The sequence below is a fragment of the Burkholderia sp. BCC0405 genome, assembly GCF_902833075.1.
In the GTDB taxonomy this organism is placed as follows: Bacteria; Pseudomonadota; Gammaproteobacteria; order Burkholderiales; family Burkholderiaceae; genus Burkholderia.
In genome coordinates, this window is sequence record NZ_CADFEO010000001.1 from 117355 (window position 1) to 135927 (window position 18573).

General features: G+C 60.9%; 13 protein-coding genes. 7 read left to right on the forward strand and 6 right to left on the reverse strand.

What is annotated here, in order from left to right; translation table 11 throughout:
• Positions 1–133: 133 nt before the first annotated feature.
• From HWX36_RS00560 to HWX36_RS00585, 6 genes are all read right to left on the reverse strand, one after another.
• Positions 134–2212, reverse strand: coding sequence for a filamentous hemagglutinin N-terminal domain-containing protein (locus tag HWX36_RS00560; RefSeq protein ID WP_175950355.1), 2079 nt, complete (start codon positions 2210–2212; stop codon positions 134–136).
• Positions 2213–2323: 111 nt separating this feature from the next.
• Positions 2324–2644: a hypothetical protein gene (locus tag HWX36_RS00565; RefSeq protein ID WP_175950356.1), complete on the reverse strand. Its 321-nt coding sequence runs from the start codon at positions 2642–2644 to the stop codon at positions 2324–2326.
• A 139-nt stretch (positions 2645–2783) separates the two neighbouring features.
• On the reverse strand, positions 2784–3350 hold the full coding sequence (locus HWX36_RS00570; protein ID WP_175950357.1) for a hypothetical protein: 567 nt from the start codon (positions 3348–3350) through the stop codon (positions 2784–2786).
• Positions 3347–11917, reverse strand: a complete 8571-nt coding sequence (locus HWX36_RS00575) for a filamentous hemagglutinin N-terminal domain-containing protein (RefSeq protein ID WP_244136270.1) — start codon at positions 11915–11917, stop codon at positions 3347–3349. Before HWX36_RS00575 ends, HWX36_RS00570 begins: the two co-directional genes overlap by 4 nt.
• 153 nt (positions 11918–12070) lie before the next feature.
• Entirely contained in the window at positions 12071–12397 is a 327-nt protein-coding gene (locus HWX36_RS00580; protein ID WP_175950358.1) for a hypothetical protein, read from the reverse strand.
• Between the two features lie 7 nt (positions 12398–12404).
• Positions 12405–12896, reverse strand: coding sequence for a hypothetical protein (locus tag HWX36_RS00585; protein ID WP_175950359.1), 492 nt, complete (start codon positions 12894–12896; stop codon positions 12405–12407).
• Between the two features lie 584 nt (positions 12897–13480).
• Here HWX36_RS00585 and HWX36_RS00590 point away from each other — a divergent pair.
• From HWX36_RS00590 to HWX36_RS00620, 7 genes are read left to right on the forward strand one after another with little or no spacing between them, the layout of a single operon-like run.
• On the forward strand, positions 13481–13969 hold the full coding sequence (locus tag HWX36_RS00590; RefSeq protein ID WP_175950360.1) for a hypothetical protein: 489 nt from the start codon (positions 13481–13483) through the stop codon (positions 13967–13969).
• Positions 13966–14700 (forward strand): ParB/Srx family N-terminal domain-containing protein, encoded by a 735-nt coding sequence (locus HWX36_RS00595; RefSeq protein ID WP_175950361.1) that lies wholly within the window; start codon positions 13966–13968, stop codon positions 14698–14700. Before HWX36_RS00590 ends, HWX36_RS00595 begins: the two co-directional genes overlap by 4 nt.
• Positions 14673–15470 (forward strand): phosphoadenosine phosphosulfate reductase family protein, encoded by a 798-nt coding sequence (locus tag HWX36_RS00600; protein WP_175950362.1) that lies wholly within the window; start codon positions 14673–14675, stop codon positions 15468–15470. Before HWX36_RS00595 ends, HWX36_RS00600 begins: the two co-directional genes overlap by 28 nt.
• A complete protein-coding gene (locus HWX36_RS00605) occupies positions 15471–16070 on the forward strand; it encodes a hypothetical protein (RefSeq protein WP_175950363.1) in 600 nt (199 codons plus the stop codon).
• Positions 16052–16810 carry a cupin domain-containing protein gene (locus tag HWX36_RS00610; protein ID WP_175950364.1) on the forward strand — a complete coding sequence of 253 codons (759 nt, stop codon included), beginning with the start codon at positions 16052–16054 and terminating at the stop codon, positions 16808–16810. Before HWX36_RS00605 ends, HWX36_RS00610 begins: the two co-directional genes overlap by 19 nt.
• Positions 16807–18018: a DUF3440 domain-containing protein gene (locus tag HWX36_RS00615; RefSeq protein WP_175950365.1), complete on the forward strand. Its 1212-nt coding sequence runs from the start codon at positions 16807–16809 to the stop codon at positions 18016–18018. Before HWX36_RS00610 ends, HWX36_RS00615 begins: the two co-directional genes overlap by 4 nt.
• Complete coding sequence (locus HWX36_RS00620; RefSeq protein ID WP_208457783.1) at positions 17999–18562, forward strand: ParB N-terminal domain-containing protein; 564 nt, start codon at positions 17999–18001, stop codon at positions 18560–18562. Before HWX36_RS00615 ends, HWX36_RS00620 begins: the two co-directional genes overlap by 20 nt.
• Positions 18563–18573: the final 11 nt, after the last annotated feature.

An 18573-nucleotide genomic window follows, 5' to 3' on the forward strand; every position in this document is an offset into this window, starting at 1 on the left:
CTTCATCGGCTTTGCCCTGCCTCAACGGGGAAGCAGGATGCTTGTGTCACCATCATCACAGCGCCAACGATCACGATAAGACATGCGCACGCAAGAGCGGCCACCGCCATCCATGCGGTTGTTTGCTTCACGTTCATCGCCACCACCACGTCGTAAGGCCTAAATGCTGATCGATCGATACCGGCGTGCGCGACGGTGCGCGCACGGTCGTGATGCCACCTGCGGCCGTGACGCCCTTACCACCACTGAATGAACCGCCGTCGATCACGCCATCGCCCGTCAACCGCACCTGCCCGTCCGCAGAGAAGCCGCCACCGACGTCCATCGCGATCAACTCGGCCCACGTGCTGCCAAAGAACGCCTTGAAGCCGTGATGCTGATTGATGGCTGAATAGCCCGTCACGCCTTGCGCGTAGGTGATCGGCGCATCGACCTTGATGTCTCCGGTTGCATAGACGTTGCCGCCGATGTTGCGCGCAACGGTGCCGGCCTTGATCGTGACGTTATTGATGCTCGACGGGTGAATCGTGCCTGCCTGAATCGTGCCGCCGTAGGGTGTCACGTTGCTCGATGCATCGGCGTGACAGAAAATCCAGCAGCTTCGTGAATAGCTCGCCTGCCCCGAGAAAACGGCCGCGTTCGTGAATGCGTTTTGCGCCGTGATCGACACATCGCCCTCATCGGCCTTGATAATTCCGCCGGAATTCGTGACGTTGCGCCCGTTGATCGTCACCGGCCCGACACCAGCCTCGATCAACGAAAGCTGATCGGGACGGGCGACAGTACCGTAGTCGACGTTCACGCCGCTGGTTGAATGCGTGAAGAACAGGAAACTGCCGCCTGTATCCGAGTAGGCAGTCGGTTGGCCGCCATTCGTACCGCCCGTATGGTCGATCACGTTCAACACATCGCCGGTCGCGCTCAGACTCATACCGTTGTTCGATACGATGCGCGCATTGTCGTTGACGATGTTGCCGCCTGCGGTCAATGATGCCTTGCCATTGGCCGCGTACAGAATGCCCTGATTGCTCGCGCTCGAACCGTTGAAAATGTCGCCCGCCGCCGTCAGCGTCAGATCACCACCGGATGGCTGGCCGTTCGTCACCGTGCCTGCCTGAATGAGACTACCGGTGTTCGTGATCGCGCCGCCGCTTGTCAGGCTTACTGCATTACCCGCACTGAGCGCCGCCGCCCCCGTCGCATCGTCCGACAGCGCAATCGATCCGGCCTGTACCGTCGCATTGTTGCCGGCGCTCACCCGTGCGCCTTGCAGCGAAACTGCGCCGCTCGTCGTGATCGATACGTCGTTTGCTGCCTGGATCGCGAAATTCGATGAAGGTGCCCGGCCGATCACAACGTCGCCGTTCGAGGTGATCACGGCGTCGCCCGCACTCGCGTAAAGCGAACCCACGCTATGCACGCCCGCGCCCTGATCCGTGACAACCAGTTCAACGCGTCCAGCCGTGAGGCCACCCGCTGCCGTAATATCAACGGCGAGTGCCTTGCTGGTTGCTCCCGGCGACGACATGCCGATGCGCCAGTCGTGGCCGTTATCGCCCGCCGACAATGCACCATTCCACGTCGTCGTGCTGCTGCCGATCGTGCCGCGAATAAAGCTCGGCACGCCGATTGGGTTCACGTAGCTACTGGATACAGGCCCATTAACTGCAAGCTGCTTCGCGACCAGATCGAGGCCGAGCAGGTTGCCCGTCAGACCACCTGCGCCGATCGTGATTGCGCCGCGATCCGTGTTCAGTACGACGTTTCGCTGAATGACGCTTGGTGCGATCGTCACGTCGGTGAAACTCACCTGCCCCGTCGACAGCACCACGTGACCTGTATTCTGAAAGCTTCCGCCGTCGATCGTGATGCCGTTCGGATTTGCGAGGATCACATTCGCGCGCGAGCCAAGCACGTTGATGTTCCCCTGAATCAACGATGGGTTCGTGCTCGTGACCTGATTGACGATCGTGCGCGCGTTGATGCCGATGTTGTTCAGATCAGCACCAGCCTTCGACACGTTGAACGACGAATAGGTGTTGTTCGAGACGCCGCCAATAGCAGGAGCAATGCCGATAGTCTGGTGTCCGCCCGTACCAACCGACACGGACGTTGCCGTGCTCCCGTCAGCGACGATACCAGCCGCGTAGGCTTGCCCCGCAAAACTCGCCCAAGAAAACATCAAATATTGAAGGAGCCTTTTTAGCTGCATTTCTCCAACCCAATGATCACGGCCATATATAGATTTTTGTAAATCACCAAATACTAAATACAATCAAAAATTTAGGACCGCTATTTTGTCGACACGAAGTGAAAACAACTATTATGCCGTAAGCTTTCCTCGCAGCAGCTTTCCTGGTCGACTTTCATTAGGTTGAGGACCGTTCGTGGCATCCAGCGGTGCGACTGAGACGAATTGAATCATCAAGCAAACAATCACACCGAGGAGTTGAACAATCCTAAACGCCGAAAAAAATGCACCATTAGCGGGTATAAAAAATCGAACTGCACCGATGCGTGGAACCATTCCAATCGCGTAACTGGACTCTGATACGGGGCCTTTGAGTGCTGCCGGAGTCCCCAGCACAAACCACGCAAATAGCAACGAACCTACCGCCGCCGCACCAATATGAAGCTCAATCATCCATCTCGGCTGCGCCAATGCAACGGAGGGCCCCATGTCAGCGAGATTGACGTATGCAGATAGACCCGTGCAGGCGCTACTGAATAGCGACAAAAATAAGACAGATTTTGAATTCATCACTGCCCCCATTCATCGGTCGTTACTCATCCATCTTTTCGGTGCGATGTGCTTCCGGCTTTCTCCATGTGCCACGTCCCTCTGGCGACCAAAGCACATCTCCCTCTGGCGTACTGGAAAGCTTTGCCAAGCCAATCGCAATCTCGGCGCGCAACCCAGCTTCGTCGAGAAGCTCACCTCGCTTCTTCGCACTTGCAATTAATACTTCGAAACATTCTCTTAATGCACCGACAACCCAATCCCGGTACTCTTCAAATTTTCTCACCTCCACTATTGCCCTGGGTACAACCAGATCGATCGAGAGAACTGGTTTACCTCGTTCCTTTCTCAAGTCATACGGACCCGTGGCATTATGCATCACTGCATAATCAAAAACGTCACCACTCATTTTCAAAACAATAAAGAAATGTTTCAATGTTTTAACGTAAGGTGTCAGGCGCAAACCACCATAGCTAAACACATTTAGCAACCCAGAATTAAAAGCCACGGTTGGATCAGAGATATCCAATTTTTTATTGGTATACCTATCTGCCTTTTCACCAATTCCACCACGGACACCAAAAATCTTTAAAAGATAGTCTTCATTCATTTTGGAGGCACACCCTTCGGAACATAATTCGGATCATAGTTCGGATGAGCAGGATTTGCCTTTCCAGCCCAAGGCTCCATATTCAGCGGTCCCGGTTGAGTTTCAGTGAGGTATCGCTCAACCCTCGCTGCCAATTCACGCAAATCAAATCGGCTAACTGATGCAAGATTTCCGCCGCCAATCTGCGCTTCAGTGTATCGCGTTCCCGGAGTATTGCTAATACCCCATTTCAGTAAATTATTTTCTGCATCGTAAAGCCCATAAAGAGTAGTCGGACCACTCGAATAGGAATTCCCATTAGCGAACGGTGACGGCACAGATACCTGATTACCCGCTGAGTTCAAGCCAATGAAGGTACCCGTGGGCGAACCGTTACTATCAAGACGCTGAAAAATGGGGGTTCCATTCGCGCCCGTACCAACGATAGATAGCTGACCGCCGCCCGGTCCCGTAACTGTACCAGTCGAATTCATCGTATAACCGGGGGGAAGCGCTCCGACCTTACTGCCAGGGTTTCCAGCAGGAGGCGTACCCTTTCCAGCAACGATTGTTTCACCGGCTTGCTCTTCATCGATTGCCCCGCCACCCTGCGGAAGTATGCTGACCGTTTCCTTTCCGGCATCGACATGCATTCCCGGCTCGCCACCGTTCGTGTCGAAGGAAGATGACGGTTTGATGTGTGCCGACGCACCGCTATTGTTCAGCGCTTCATTTTGCGCCGCCGTCGCACCGGCCAGCGCGTTCTGACCCGCCAGTCCAGCAAGACCACCGCCAGCAAGCATCGCCAACGCTGCCAATGCCGCCTGCTGCCCCGGATCAAGGGGCGCACCACTCGGATCAATCTGGCCAATGACCCACGGCGACAGCACCGCACTCGTGGCCCCGCCAATCGCACCGCTTGCGCATCCGGCTCCGCTTGCAGCAGAGGCTCCACACCCTAGAACTGCGTGCTCGACAGCATAGAGCGGATTACTGGTCGTCCAGAATCCTGCCGTGTCATTAAACGCGTTGCCAATTGCATAGGCACCTACGGCAGCAACATCGTTCACCGCACTGTTACGCAGATTCGTCAGGAAACTTCCACCACCGATGCCAGTCTGGACAGTGGCTTGGATAGCCGCCTCACCCGCGATAGCCAGCGCTTGCTCCGGCAATGTTCCAGCAGCGGAAGCACCCGCCTGCGGCACCAGCGTGTTACCAACGTTCTGGACGCCGGCCAACGATGCAAGACTGTTCGGAGATGCGGTCCACGACCAGTTCGGCCCACTTGCGTCGAAGGTGATGCCGTTCGTCAGTCCCGCTGTCACTGCACCGATCAAGCCGTTCTGCAACGCGCTACCGAAATCGATCTGTCCGGTTCCGACGCCCTGTCCCACGATGCTCGACATGAAGCTCGTCAAGCCGACCGAGATCATCGTATTGGCAACTCCCCCGACGGCGAACGTACCTCCCGCTACGGTCGCTGCTGTTGTGATCGCGGTACCTTCAGCCCCGGCCGCTGCAGCTGCAAAGGCCCCTTCAGCCGCCGCATCCGCTGCGCCGGTCATCGACATGATTCCTGCCGAAAGCTCGGGCTGCATAATGACGGCAGCAAACACTGCCGCGATCGCCCCCATGATTTGCGCACCAATCCCACCGCTATCGGCGATGAAGTCGGTGTGCAAATTGTTGCTAACGGTGGATTGGGTAAAGTTGCTGCCGAGTTGGTTCTTCAGGCTCGCCAGCATGGCCTGCGTACCGGCCGTATCGACGCTGCCGTCCGCATTAAGCTTTTGCAGCGCGCCGCCCACCTGGTTGAGCGCCTGCACGTTCATGTCGTAATTCGCAGCGGATATGAATCCACCCTGCTGTACGACTGTGCCGGTGGTAACACCTACCCCATCACCAAGATTGGTATAGATGGTTCCGACGTTCGTTGAACGCTGCTCGCTCGTCAGGCTACTGGTGTTGATATGCAAGGTTTCGGCTGAAACCGTACCCGTATTAAGAATGCTGTTCGCAAAATTAAGCGTGACATCCTTACCCGCGATCTCGCCATCCGCACTGACCACGGCGTAGTTCTGCGGCAGTAGCACTTCAGGCATCAGTGCTTGCACGGTCGGGCAAGAACCATTACCCGTCGAGCTACACCCCGGCTCAGGCACCGTCTGCTCGACATACCAGAGCATCGGTGCGTTAACCTGCGCGAGTTGCGCCTGGCTTAGTTGCGTGCCCAGCGCGACGTTGTTTTTCTCTGCATACGCAAGCGCTGCACCGTACAGCGCCGCCTTGTCCAGATTATTGATCGATGCCTGGCTCGTGCTATCCGTCGCGCTCGGTGTGCTGTAGAAGCTGCTCTTGCCGGTCGCCTGCAACGCGGCCTGTTCGATCTGCTGATTTTCCGTGTACGGGTCGTAGTAAAACGGGACACTGCCCGGTTGCAGGTTCGACGGCAACGCAGCAATCAGGGCCGCGGACGACAGCGGTTGTGTGATCTGCGCCGCCGGATTGCTGGTCAGGTAGCTGACCGGCACCGACTGACCAGAGATCGTCTTGACGGTCGTGGTCTGCGGCGCACTTACCAGACTGATCGCCGGCATCGTCGGCTTGCCGACCGTCTGCACCCCGACCGGCGAATTCGACGGCAGTCCGGCAGCGCCCGTCACCGACGTGCGTTGTCCAGTGGCGTTGGTCACGAACCCTGCGCTGTCCACGATCGTGGCGGCATTCGAAGGCGTGGTCAGCGGCCCGAGCGAAATCACCTGCCCCGACACGGCCGGTGGCGGCGTATAGACGTTCGGATTCGTGATGCCGTTGACCAGCGTGGCCCCCGTCAACGCGATGGTCGGTCCAATCACGTTCCCCGTAGTCGTCAGGGTCGGCGAGTTGACAACCAGCGTACTGCCGGCCTGAATCGTCGCCGGCACAAAATCCGACAACCCGACGGACGACGGCAGACCTGCCGGGTCTTGTGCGGTGCCGCCGCTGTAGGCGCTTCCGTACAACTGCTGGCAGAGTGCCGGATTATTCGCGCACCCCCACGCCGGGTACGATGAGCCGTCGTGATTCAGATTGCTGGCCCAGTAAGCACTGAGATACTGGTTATTCGAGCTGGCCGCGTTCGTCGCATTGATGGTGACGGTGTTCACCGCCGTCACCAGGCTCCCGGTGTTGCTGAAGGTACCCGCCGTCAGATTGACGTTGTGGTTCGCCGTGATCGTACCCGGATCGGCCGATTTCACATCGACATACGCTTCGCAGTTGCTCGTGCAACCCGTGAACGGCGTTGCCGTCCCGTAATTCTGGTGGATCTGAGCCGGTGCCGCGATCGTGTTGGTGAGCGTCGCAGCGTTGATGTTGACATCGTTACCTGCCTCGATTGCGCCCGACGTATTCGTGACACTCGCCGCCTGCGTCGCGTTGGTCGCGCTCGTGCCGGCCCCGCCGATCACAACGTCGTTCCTCGCAACCAGATTGCCGTAGGTGTTCGAAACCTGATTCGCCGCGATGACGATGTTGTTGCCCGCTGTGACGTTGCTGTTGGTCTGCTCGTAGCTATACGTCTCCGAGTTCGGGTTCGTCGTCGTAGTCGTGCCGCATCCAGAGAAGCCCGACGCACATCCAGCCGTGACGGTCTTCGAGCCGTTGTTGACGCCCTGATTCGTAAAACTCGACGCACTGACGTTGACGTTGTTACCAGCCGTCAACGAGCCTGCGTTGACGAGATCGCCACCCGACAGATTCAGGTCATGGCCCGCCAGCACCAGCCCGACCGGCGTTTGAAGCGTCGTGCTCGATGACACCGATTGCACCGTTACGGCACTCGGTGCGAGGAAGTTAAACTTCGCGGGCGGATTCGGTGAACCGACGTCACAACCCGAGCTGTCGCAATACGTCCCAAACATATTGCCGCTGCCGCGCACCGAAACCGGTTGCTGAAGAAATATCCCGCTCAGCGTGGTAGCGGGAGGCGACAGCGCGGCTACGCCGCTCATGAACGTCTGCAACGATGCGCTGTCGACCGTATCAATGATGCTCGACGTATAGCTGACGCCGCCGTTATTCAGCGTCTGCACATTGACATTGGCATCGTGACCGGCGCTGAGCGTCCCTCCCTGATTGTTCAGCGTATTCGCGGTCAGGCTCAGGTCATTGCCTGCTGCAATCACCGACGGCGTATTGCTCCCCGATACACTCGTACGGGTCTCAGTGACGGTCGGAATGGTGAACGTCTGCGTCAGATACGGGCCGTCCGTGTTGCCCGTCGGGACAGTACCGTCCTGCACGACCCACGTATAGGCCGGCCCACTACCGCCACCACTATTAACGGCGTACGGGAGGCGCACGAACGTCACCGTCCCCGAGGTCGCGACCGGTTGATATGCATTCGGCCCGGACGCGATATGGTTGGCATTCGGCGCTGGGCCATAATACGTCGCGAGATTGACCGTCGGAATCGGAACCCCGGCCAATGCATGTTGCATCAGGTCGTAGAACGACGGGTGCGGGTCCGGCACGAACGTAGAATTGCCGGCGGGCGACAGCAATCCGCCCAATGTCGACGTTAGCTCGTAAGCGTACCAACCGAGTGTCCCGTCCGCGCCGGAATCAATGTAATAGAACGTCTCCGTACCGATCACGGTCGACATCAGCAGCGGCGAATTAATGACGGTCGACGTGCTCGTCGTCGTCGCAACATTGGCCGCCGCCGAGTTGTTCACGTTGTTCGCGGTGATCGACAGGTTGTTTGTGGCGGTCAGGCTACCGGCCGCATTTCCGAGATCGCCCGACAACGCGATCGTCGCGTTACCGCTGCCGGTCGGGCTGTTGCTGTTTCCAGCCCGCGTCACCCCGCCTGAATTGTCATAGCTCGTGCCCGAGATCGTCAGCGTATTCGCGGCTTGTACCGTGCCTGCATTCGTTCCCGATCCGTTCAGCGTCAGCGCATCGTTGGCCGAAACCGTACTGCCTGCCTGGTTTGCCAGCGAACCATTGATCGTCAGGTCGTTGCCGTTGACGGTTCCCGAGTTGCTGACCGCACCGTTCAGGCTCAGCGAGCCCGTGCCCTGGTTGATCGTGCCGGCGTTGTTGATGCCGTTGGCCGCCGAAACCGTGACGGCGGTTCCAGGCAACGTCCACGTCCCGGAGTTGTTCACCGACAGCGCCGACAGGTTCAGGCCATAGCCGCCGTTGACGGTTCCGAAGGTCGACGCCGACAGATCAAGCGTCTGATTCGGCAGGGCCAGCGTCGCGATGTTTTGCGCGAGAATTTTTCCTGAACTATTGTCGAACGAGCCATTGCCGCCCGTGACCGTCACGGTGGTGTTGCCCGTTGTCGCGTTCGGGTTACTGACGTCGCCCGAAAAAATCGTCCCGTCGTTGCTCAAGCTCCCCGTCGTCAAATTCAGTGCATGGGTCGCGGTCAACCAACCCGAATTGGTCGTCGCATTCCCGATGTTGACATTCGCGGTCGGCGCGTAGATCGAGCCGCTGTTGCTCAAATTCGCGGCGTCGATGGTCGCCGTTTGCAACGACGACAGGCTACCTGCGTTCGTGACCGTCGAGCCGGACACGTTCAAGTTGCCAGCCGCCATCTGCGTGCCGACGTTATCAACCGTGCCGCCTACGATCGTCGCATCGCCCTTGAACGCGGCAGTACCGCCCGTCGTGACGCTCTGCGTCCCGGTGATCTGCGTCGTGCCGCCCACGACTGCATTCGCGGTCGTGACGTTCGCCCCGCTCAAAGTCGCGTTGCCGTTCACCGACAGAGCCGGGGCGCTCGCGCTGAAAGTCTGGTTGAGCTGGGCCGCCGATGTGTCCAACGTGTTCGACGCGGCTGCGCTCAGGTTGCCACCGACTGCCAGCCCTTGCGTGGTGATGTTCGTCGCCGTCAGGGTCGCGTTCTGGCTCGCCGTCGTCTGGCCGTTCAAGGCCAGATTTTGGCCCGCGTTCATCGTCGCATTGCCAGCAGTCGATACCGGCCCCGAGGCCGTGACGCTGCCACCTTTCGCGTTGATGCTCAGATCGCCGAGACTCGTCACGCTGCCCTGCGTCGCAACGTCCGTACCGGCCGCGATCGTCGTCGCCCCGCCCGACAAAGCGTCACCCCCGAGCGTCGCACTACCATGCGTCGCGGTCAGCGTGCTATTGCCGACCGCCGTTGTCGCGCCTACGTTCAGGTTGTTCGCCGCCGTCGCCGACAGGTTGTTGCCGGTCTGGATCGCGCCGCTGATGCCGATATTGTTGCCCGCACTCAGCGTCGTGTCGTTCGCGACATTGACCGCACCCGCACCGTTGATGTCGCGTCCGGCCGTCACGCTTGCATTGCCGGTGCCGTTCACCGACAGGCCACCGTTCAAGGTCGCATCGCGACTCGCCGAGATCGTCGTGCTCTGGCCGGTCTGCACCGTACCGGCGATGGTTGCGTCCTGCCCCGCGTTGATATTGACCGTGCCCGGCGTCGACACCGCCCCCGCGATTGCGACACTCCCCGCACTCGATCCGATCGATACGTTGCCACCACTGTAGACCGTGCCACCCAAACTCACGCCCTGCTTGCCACGAGCGTTCAATGCGCCGAGCGACACAACATTGCCGGTGGTGTTCAGCGCTCCGCCGTTCGACGCCAGCGTCATGTCACCGATCGACGCAGCCGTTCCCTGCACGCTGGTGTTGCCGCCCGATGTCACGCTCAGGTTCCCGCCGCTCGTGACGTTCCCGCCAAGCGTCGTGTCCTGCCCCGCCTGAATCGTCACCGCGCCCGGCGCGGAAACCGTGCCACCCAAACTTGCGTTCGTACCTGCTGTCGCATTGACCGTGCTGCCGCTCTGCACGGCACCGTTCAGCGCGATCGTCTGACCCGCATTCAGGTTGATCGCGCCCTGCGAAGACATGACGCTGCCTTGGCCCGTGATCGAGCCAGCCTGTGCGGTGATCGATACCGGACCTTGTGCCTGAGTCGTGCCGCCGATGGTGGCGTTCTGTCCCGCCAGCACGGTCGCCGCGCCGTTCGATTGCAGGTTGCCGTTGACCGTTGCAGTCCCCGTGGTCGCGGCCAGGCTCGCATTACCCACCGACGTGACTGCACCATTGACCGTCGCGTTTCGCGCGCCCGTCAGCGCCACGGACGCGCCGCCTTGCACCGCGCCGTTCACGGTCAGATCGCGCCCGGCCTGCGCCGAAATCGTTCCCGGCGCGCTCAAGCCGCCCACCGTCAGATCGCCGTTCGTCGTCTGCAACGCCACATCGTGCGCGGACAGCGAACCAATCGTCATCGACTGGCCGGCCGTGAGATTCGCGCTACCGTTTGCTGCCACCGACGCCGCATTGAGATCATTGCCAGCGGTCATCGACACGTTCTGCCCGGCCGACACGGGCGCAGTGGCGTTAATGTCGCCATTGGCCGAAACACTGTAATTCTGGTTCGCGAGTCCCGTATCCGTCATCGTCGTGCTGCCCGCACTGACGAGGTTGACGTTTTGGTTCGCGAAGGTCTGGCCGACGATCACGTCGCCGCTCGAATTGACGGAGACATTGCCGGCCGTCCCCACAATCGGCCCGGCCATCTTGACGCCCATCCCGGCCGAGGTGGCCATGATGTAGACCTGCCCCGACGTGATCGAACCCAATTGGCTCGCGTCGATCGCCAGCCCGCTCGTGGTCGGAATGCCCGTAACGGAGTTCGGCAAGCCGTTCCCCGCTGTGCCGTACGTCATGCCCGTGTTGCTCGATGCCGTCGGGCTAACCAGTTGATTGCCGGTGATGACGTTGACTTTTTGATCGCCACGAACAGGCGCGGCCAGCGTCACCGTTTGGCCGATCAAGTCAATATTTGAAACGGTACCGTCTATCCCCGTTCCCGGGCCATTCACTGAAATATTGCCGGACGAAACGTTGTACGCGACGGCGCCGGCATGCGCAAAATCGGTGGGCGTTCCCCCGACCCCCGAAATAAACTGCGGAACGCCCGTGGTAAGCGTCAGATTCGGAATATTCGTGAGCGCCATTCCCGAGACGCTGATTCCGCCCGGGGCTGCGATCACGACGGGCGCGGCTGGCCCCATAATTTCGAGCGGCCCGTTCAATGTCGCCGCGACGTTCGACGTCACCTGATTGATAATCAGCGACGCTGAACGACCGCCCAGATTCGGGTTCGCACCGAGCGAGCCGCCCAACAGGGGGACGCCCGCTTGAGTGCTGTTGTTCAGCACCAAACCCGTCGGATCAATTCCAAACGATTGGTATTGATTTAGGCTAATTCCATTGGAATTAGGCGCAGTGATATTGACAGCGCTTACGCCCGCGCTCGTCTGCGTGATAGTCGGCTGAGACTGGATCGGCGCACGCGGATCGACAATCGGCGCAGCATGCGCGGTCTGATCGGCCAGCAGCACAGCGGGGCCGAAGTACATCACCACGGTCATCACGAGCGCAGTGACACGCATCCACAGCGGCCGATCTCGTTGCGCATCCATTTGCACTGCAAAGCGATGCGCCGCTACGGCCGTTTCACGAGTCAGCGCCTGTTGTCCAGCGCGAGCCAACAGCGCCCGATTATTTGATTTGTAATGCATGGTCTCCACTTCCATCGAAGCGTGCGTCTGGCAATCGAAAAATCGATGGCACAGCTACTGCATTTTGGTCAGGGTCAGATGCTAGCAGGCCCATTTTCTCGCGACCTTCAACCATTGTTAGCAGTAGATTACATTTTTCTTACTGTCCCGCCCCCGGCCGTCCCCGTGTCAATGCCGAAGCGTCGATGACGACGACTCGTGACTTTGGTGTTGGTGTATCGCATAGGCCGAACGCAGGGCTTCATGATGTTCCCGTGTATCGCGCTCATATTGCTCGGCTAAGTCGCGAATCGACGCCAGCATCACGTCGAGATCGTTTTTCGAATGATCTGATGTCGTTGCATAACGCGCGATCGCCGCGAGTCGAGCAAAGAAGGTCACGCTATGTCGTGAGGTTTCCAACGCGTGCTCCATCAGACTTTCGAGCATCGCGACCTCGTGCACCAAGTCAGCCATGCGTGTACCGAGTTCGATCATGTTGTCGCTTTTTCTCATCGTTATCCTAATTGCTTAGCGCAAGCAAATTGAGGCGCAGTAACGGCACGCCGTCGATTGGGAAAAGGTAACCGTCCGCCAGAGGGGACGTTTTAATACGCGCGGCCGCCATCATCTGCTCCCACGCGTGAGCGTAGACATGTGCACGGCAATGGGTGAGCTGAGCATCATGGCGAATCAGCAGCGTAGCGATCGGAAGTGTCGCGCCGGCATCAAGCCGCCAGACGCCCTCCGATTTTCCGCGTGTTATACACGCCTCGAGTATCGTCGCGGCAGCGCGGAATGGCGCTGGATCGAGCCGGGCACGGGTACCGCCATCCATCAAATATGAAAGGCAGATCGTGCGCAGCAATACCCAAACCTGCATGGCGTGAGCGCCATCCCGGCACAGGGCCGCAAGTGCCGCATGATGCTCAAGCGACAACGCGCGAACGTTTGCCTCGGGAAGCGGCAACAGTTCGCGACGGGTGCGATGCTTTTGGCGTGCGGGACGGGCCATTTTCCTGTCGAGTAGGAAGGCCCGTCTACCCAATAAAGGGGGGCGGGCACAGTAACAGGGTTGGCAGACCGGAATTGACGAACAGAACCGGCAGACCTCGAAAGGTCTCCCTATCACGGCCCGCCCATTGAAAACGAATAGACGTGCAGAGATAGCCGCTCGCCTGCGCTGAAAAGCAGGCTCGCGGGTCCGTCAGTTTCTGAGCTGCCAAGCTCAGGCCACCGCTGTTTTGGTGGCGCCTTGAGGATACCACACGCCAATTTAAACCAACCTCGCGGCGAAATTTTCCGGGGCCAAACCCCGCACGGCTTGCCCCCGCCACCTCTCATTCTTTCGGTTTAATTGACAATCGACAAATTCTGCCTATTATGGCCGTTATATCGGATGGTTCGGTATAGTGCCTTGACCCGATTCGAAGCCCGCTTGCGCGGGCTTTTTTGTTTTCCGCCCCGTATTTCTCCATCATGCGCGATCGCTACACCGGCACCGCCGCCGCGTTACGCGACGCTTTGCGCCATGCGGTTGAGCGCGGCGGCCCGTCATCGCTCGGCGTGCTGCATCAGGGCGTCGCGTCGGCCGACACGTTGATCGGCCAGGACGCCACAGCACAGGCCGGGCGCATTCGCCGCCAACTCGATCGCTTGCCGCGTATCCCGCGAGCGCTGCTCGTCGTCGCTTACGCCCCGCGCGACATCTCGTGCGCGTGCCGCGCGCCATGCTGCTCAGGGCATTTCCCCAATCCCGAATGGCAGGACGCCCTGACCACCCTCGTCGCGCACACGCGGCCGCTGCTGCCCGGTCACACGCCGAACCCGCGACTACGCGGCGCGCTCATCGCCAATCTGCTGACGCACACGCACGAAACGGCGGTCAGCGTCGCGCAGCGCTGCGGCGTTCACCGGCAGACTGTCGCAGATCACGTCGCGATCCTCGAAACCGCCCTACTCGGCTCGCGCCATCGCGAAGGCGAATTCGACGTAGCCTTTGCGCGGATCGATACGTTGCTGCGCATCGCCGGCATCGTCGTGGGCGAAGCGGCCACAGCCGCCCCTGAAACCGCGAGCGCCGCATGAATCACCTACCGTCGTGGCCTGCCGAGCGCATCGAGCGCTGGCCGCTCGATCGCATCCACGAGGCCGCCAACAATCCTCGCACGCATTCCGAGGCACAGATCGAGGCGATTGCCGCCTCGATGCGCGAGTTCGGCTGGACAATTCCCGTCCTGGTAGATGAATCGGGCGAACTGATTGCCGGTCACGGACGCGTGGCGGCGGCGCGCGTGCTCGGCATGACCGACGCGCCCGTGATCGTCGCGCAGGGCTGGAGCGATGCACAAAAGCGCGCATACCGGATCGCCGACAACAAGCTGACGATCAATGCCGGCTGGGATAGCGCGCTACTGTCGGCCGAACTCTCCGCGCTGGCGGGCGTTGGGTTCGATGCGGACCTGCTGGGCTTCTCTGCGGACGACATGGCGCGGCTGACGGACGACACCGACCGGCTCGCGCTGGATTTTCAGGCGCAGACCGCCATTGCGCACGATCCGACTGCCGGCCCGGCGACACCTGCGAGCGTCCCCGGAACAGCGCCGCCGATTGTGGCAATGGACACGTCGACGCATGCGGAGCCAAGCACCGCGCACGCCGATCCCGTCTATGTGCCCTTTTCCTGCATGCTCGCTCTGGCCGATCGGCCCGTCGTATTCGACGCGATCGCGCAGGCCAAAGCGCACGGCGCACCCGATAGCGGCGCGGCGCTGGTCGCGATTGCACGAGCATGGTTAGAGACACGGGAAGCCGCGTAGGCCCGACACGTAAGCAGCACCTGAGCCACGACGATTTCGTGAAACTGCGGGAGCTGGCGCACGCGCTGCCCGACGACTGGCTGAACGACAAAATCGCACGCGCGGTCGCCCTGATTCGCGCGGCGTGCGCAGGCCACAGTGCCGCCTACGCATGGTCCGGCGGCAAGGATTCGCAGGCGCTGCGCTTCGTGGCCGACCGTGCGGGCGTAGAGGAATGTGTGCTCGGCATGTGTGACCTGGAATATCCGGCGTTCCTGCGCTGGGTCACGGACCACATGCCCGAACGCCTGCACGTCATCAATACCGGACTGGATCTGGATTGGCTCGCCGCGCACGAAACGATGCTCTTTCCGCAAACGGCCGAGACGGCAGCACAATGGTTTCAGCGCATCCAGCATCGCGCGCAACAGGTATTCTGTCGCGCCCGACATATCGACGTGCTGCTACTCGGCCGCCGCCGCGATGACGGGAATTTCATCGGGCACGATGGACATTGCGCCTACGTCAAACAGGACGTGACCTACGTGTCGCCGCTCGCAGACTGGACGCACGAGGAAATTTTCGCACTCATCGACCGCCACCGCTTGCCGCTGCCGCCGTTCTACGACTGGCCGCGCGGCTTTCGTACGGGTACGCACTGCTGGCCCGCGCGCCAATGGTGCGAGAGCGAAGCGCACGGCTGGCGCGAGATCGATAGCATCGATCCGGACATCGTCACGTGGGCGGCGCAACGCCTGCCGGGCGCGCACCGCTTTCTGAATATGCGTTGAATGTGCGGCTTGTGGGGATATGCCGGCGACGCCTGCGCCGCCAGCGCGGATACGCTTGACGAAATCCTGACGCTTGCCAGCCGACGCGGCCCCGATGGGTTCGGGCTGTGGTGCGACGGCGTGCTCACACACGGCGCCGGTACTGCGGCGCTCGATTCGGTCGATTGTTCCGCCGCCGTGATCGTCGGCCATGCGCGGCTCGCGACTGTGCTCGACTCAAAACAGCCCGAACACAACCAGCCGATCCAGCGCGGCGATATCGTCATCGCCCACAACGGCAGCATTTGGAACGAACGGACCTTGCGCGCCGCCCTCTCACTGCGCACCCGCTGTGATAGCGAAATCCTCGCGGTATGCCTCGACGCGCAAGCCGGCCCACTCACGGCCCGTTTCAGCGCCGTCCGTCGTCACGTCGACCTGGGCGATCACTTCGCGCTCGCGCTGCTGCACGTGGGCGAAAGCCTGCTGCTGGCCGCGAGCGGCCAATCGCTCTACACCCTGAACGAATCGCGCAGCGTGTACTGGTGCAGCATGCGACCTGACGCGCGCTGGCGGCCGGTATCGGGTACGCAAGTCTACGATTGGGAAACCGTCTCATGAACGAGCCAAGCACGCCCCGCGACGCATTTACCGCCTATGGCTGGCGACATGGATCGCTCGCGCCATCGCTGTCCGCGTGGACCGATGACGAGCTGCAACTCGACTGCGAGGCGAATGCCACCCATTTTGGTTATGTCTACGAGGGCATGACCGTACTGTTGCGAGACGAGCGGGCGTGGCTGCTACGCGCAGGCGATTACTTCTGCGTACCGGGTCGCTGTTCGATCCGCGCGCAGGACGGCCGCGGCGTCGTAATGCATCGTAGCGGCTGGCATGGCCTGTTCATGGTCGGCGGCCCGGTCGAACATCGCGGGCGGCTGCGCTATATCGACCAGTGCAGCGATACCGCGCTCGTGCAACCGGTGCGGCGTGGCGATCCCTGCTTGAACCTGCTGTATTTCCCGCCGGGCGTCTTGCAGACCGCCCACACGCATCCGTCCGATCGACTCGGCCTCGTGTTGTCCGGTCACGGCACGTGCATCGCACGCAACGGCGGCGCGGACCACACCATCCCGCTTGAACCTGGCATGATCTTCTGCATTCGTGCGAGCGGCCGTCATCGATTTTCGACCGGCCCGGGGGCGGAGCTGCGCGTGTTGGCCTACCATCCGGACTCGGACTGCGGGCCGACCGATGACGATCATCCGATGATTAACCGCACGATGGTCGACGGCGTATCGGCGCGCGAACTGGCATCGATCCGCACGACAGGCACCGCATCGCTGGAGCGTGACGCATGAAAGCCGTCGACCGACTCAAGCGGCGCACGCACGATCGGCGTTACATCGAGCGCAGCGTCTACGAAGAAGCGCTCACACGCATCCGTACCCTCTATGCGCGGTTCGACCGGATCGACGTATCGTTTTCCGGCGGCAAGGATTCGACCGTCGTGCTCAACCTCGCGTTACAAGTCGCGCGCGAGCTGGGCCGCCTGCCGCTTTACGCGCACTTCTACGACGAGGAATGCATTTCGCCGGACACCGAGGCGTATGTCGAACGCATTCGCGCACGCCCAGATATTGTGCTGACGTGGTACTGCGTGCCGATCAAGCATCGAAACGCGTGTTCGCGAGCGCAGCCCTATTGGACCTGCTGGAATCCCGACGAGCGCGACAAATGGGTGCGCCCCATGCCGACCGGTGCCGTATCGGCCATGCCCGGCTTCGTGCCCGGGATGATGATTCCCGACTGCGATCACCTTCCGTTCATCGGCTCGCCCGAAACCGTCGCGATCCTGCGCGGCATTCGCACCGAGGAATCGCTCCGGCGCCTGCGCATGACAACCGTGCGCGCCGTCGACAATTACATCCACGCCAACAAGCACGCTCACCATGTCTGGTTGTGCGATCCCATCTATGACTGGACCTTTGAGGACGTATGGGTCGCGCCGTCGCGCTTCGGATGGGACTACAACCTGACCTATGATCGCTTCGAAGCGATGGGCCTGGCTCATCGTCATCAGCGCGTGTGTCCGCCGTTCGGTGAGGAACCGCTCGCGTTACTGCACACCTGGGCGATCTGCTATCCCGACTTGTGGCACCGCATGATTGCCCGTGTCCCGGGCGCGGCGACGGCGGCGCGCTATGCGCTCACCGAACTCTACGGCCACCGGCTGCACGCGCCGCCCGACGGCCTGACGTGGCGAGATTGGACGTGGCGCATCATCGATCTATACGGCGAGCCGTGGCGCTCACGTGTCGCGCTGTCATTGCGCCGCGCAATCGACGTGCATCAGGCGAAAACCCATCGCCCCATTGCTGACGCCGAGCCAGACCCAATGAGCGGCGTGTGCTGGCGCACGCTCGCGCAAATCGCCCTCAAGGGCGACTTCAAGAATCGCAAGATCGGTAATCTCGTCACCCTCGCCGGCAAGTCTCAGCGTCGCCAGCATTTGACGCTCGAACAGCTTGTCGCGATGGAAGCGGATCATGATGGCACGCGCTATTGATCCCGCCCCTCCGGACGCGATCCGTCAGGCGCTCGATCGTGCGCCGGTATCGCGCATCGCCTGGGTGCATCGTGATCGCATTCGCGCGAACGACTACAACCCGAACCGGGTCGCGCCGCCAGAGCTGGAACTGCTGATTCTGTCGATCCTCGAGGATGGCTTTACTCAGCCGCTGGTAGTGCGACAGGACGGCGATGCTTTCGAGCTGGTCGACGGATTCCATCGCTGGCAGGTTTCCGACGATCCCCGACTCGTCGCCCGCTATGGCGGCTACGTGCCGATCGCGCTGCTCGATGCCGATCCCATTCACCGGATGATGTCCACGATTCGCCACAACCGCGCTCGGGGCACGCACGCCGTGATTCCGATGGCCGATATCGTGCGCTCGATTCTCGAATCCGGCGTGTCTGCTGACGAAACCGGGCGACGGCTCGGCATGGAGGCCGAAGAAATCGATCGTCTGGCCGATCGCTCCGGTATGCCGCGCCGCATCGGCGAGCGCGCCGCCCATCACCAGTTTGGCCATGCGTGGGTACCCGACTAACGCAAACAGCG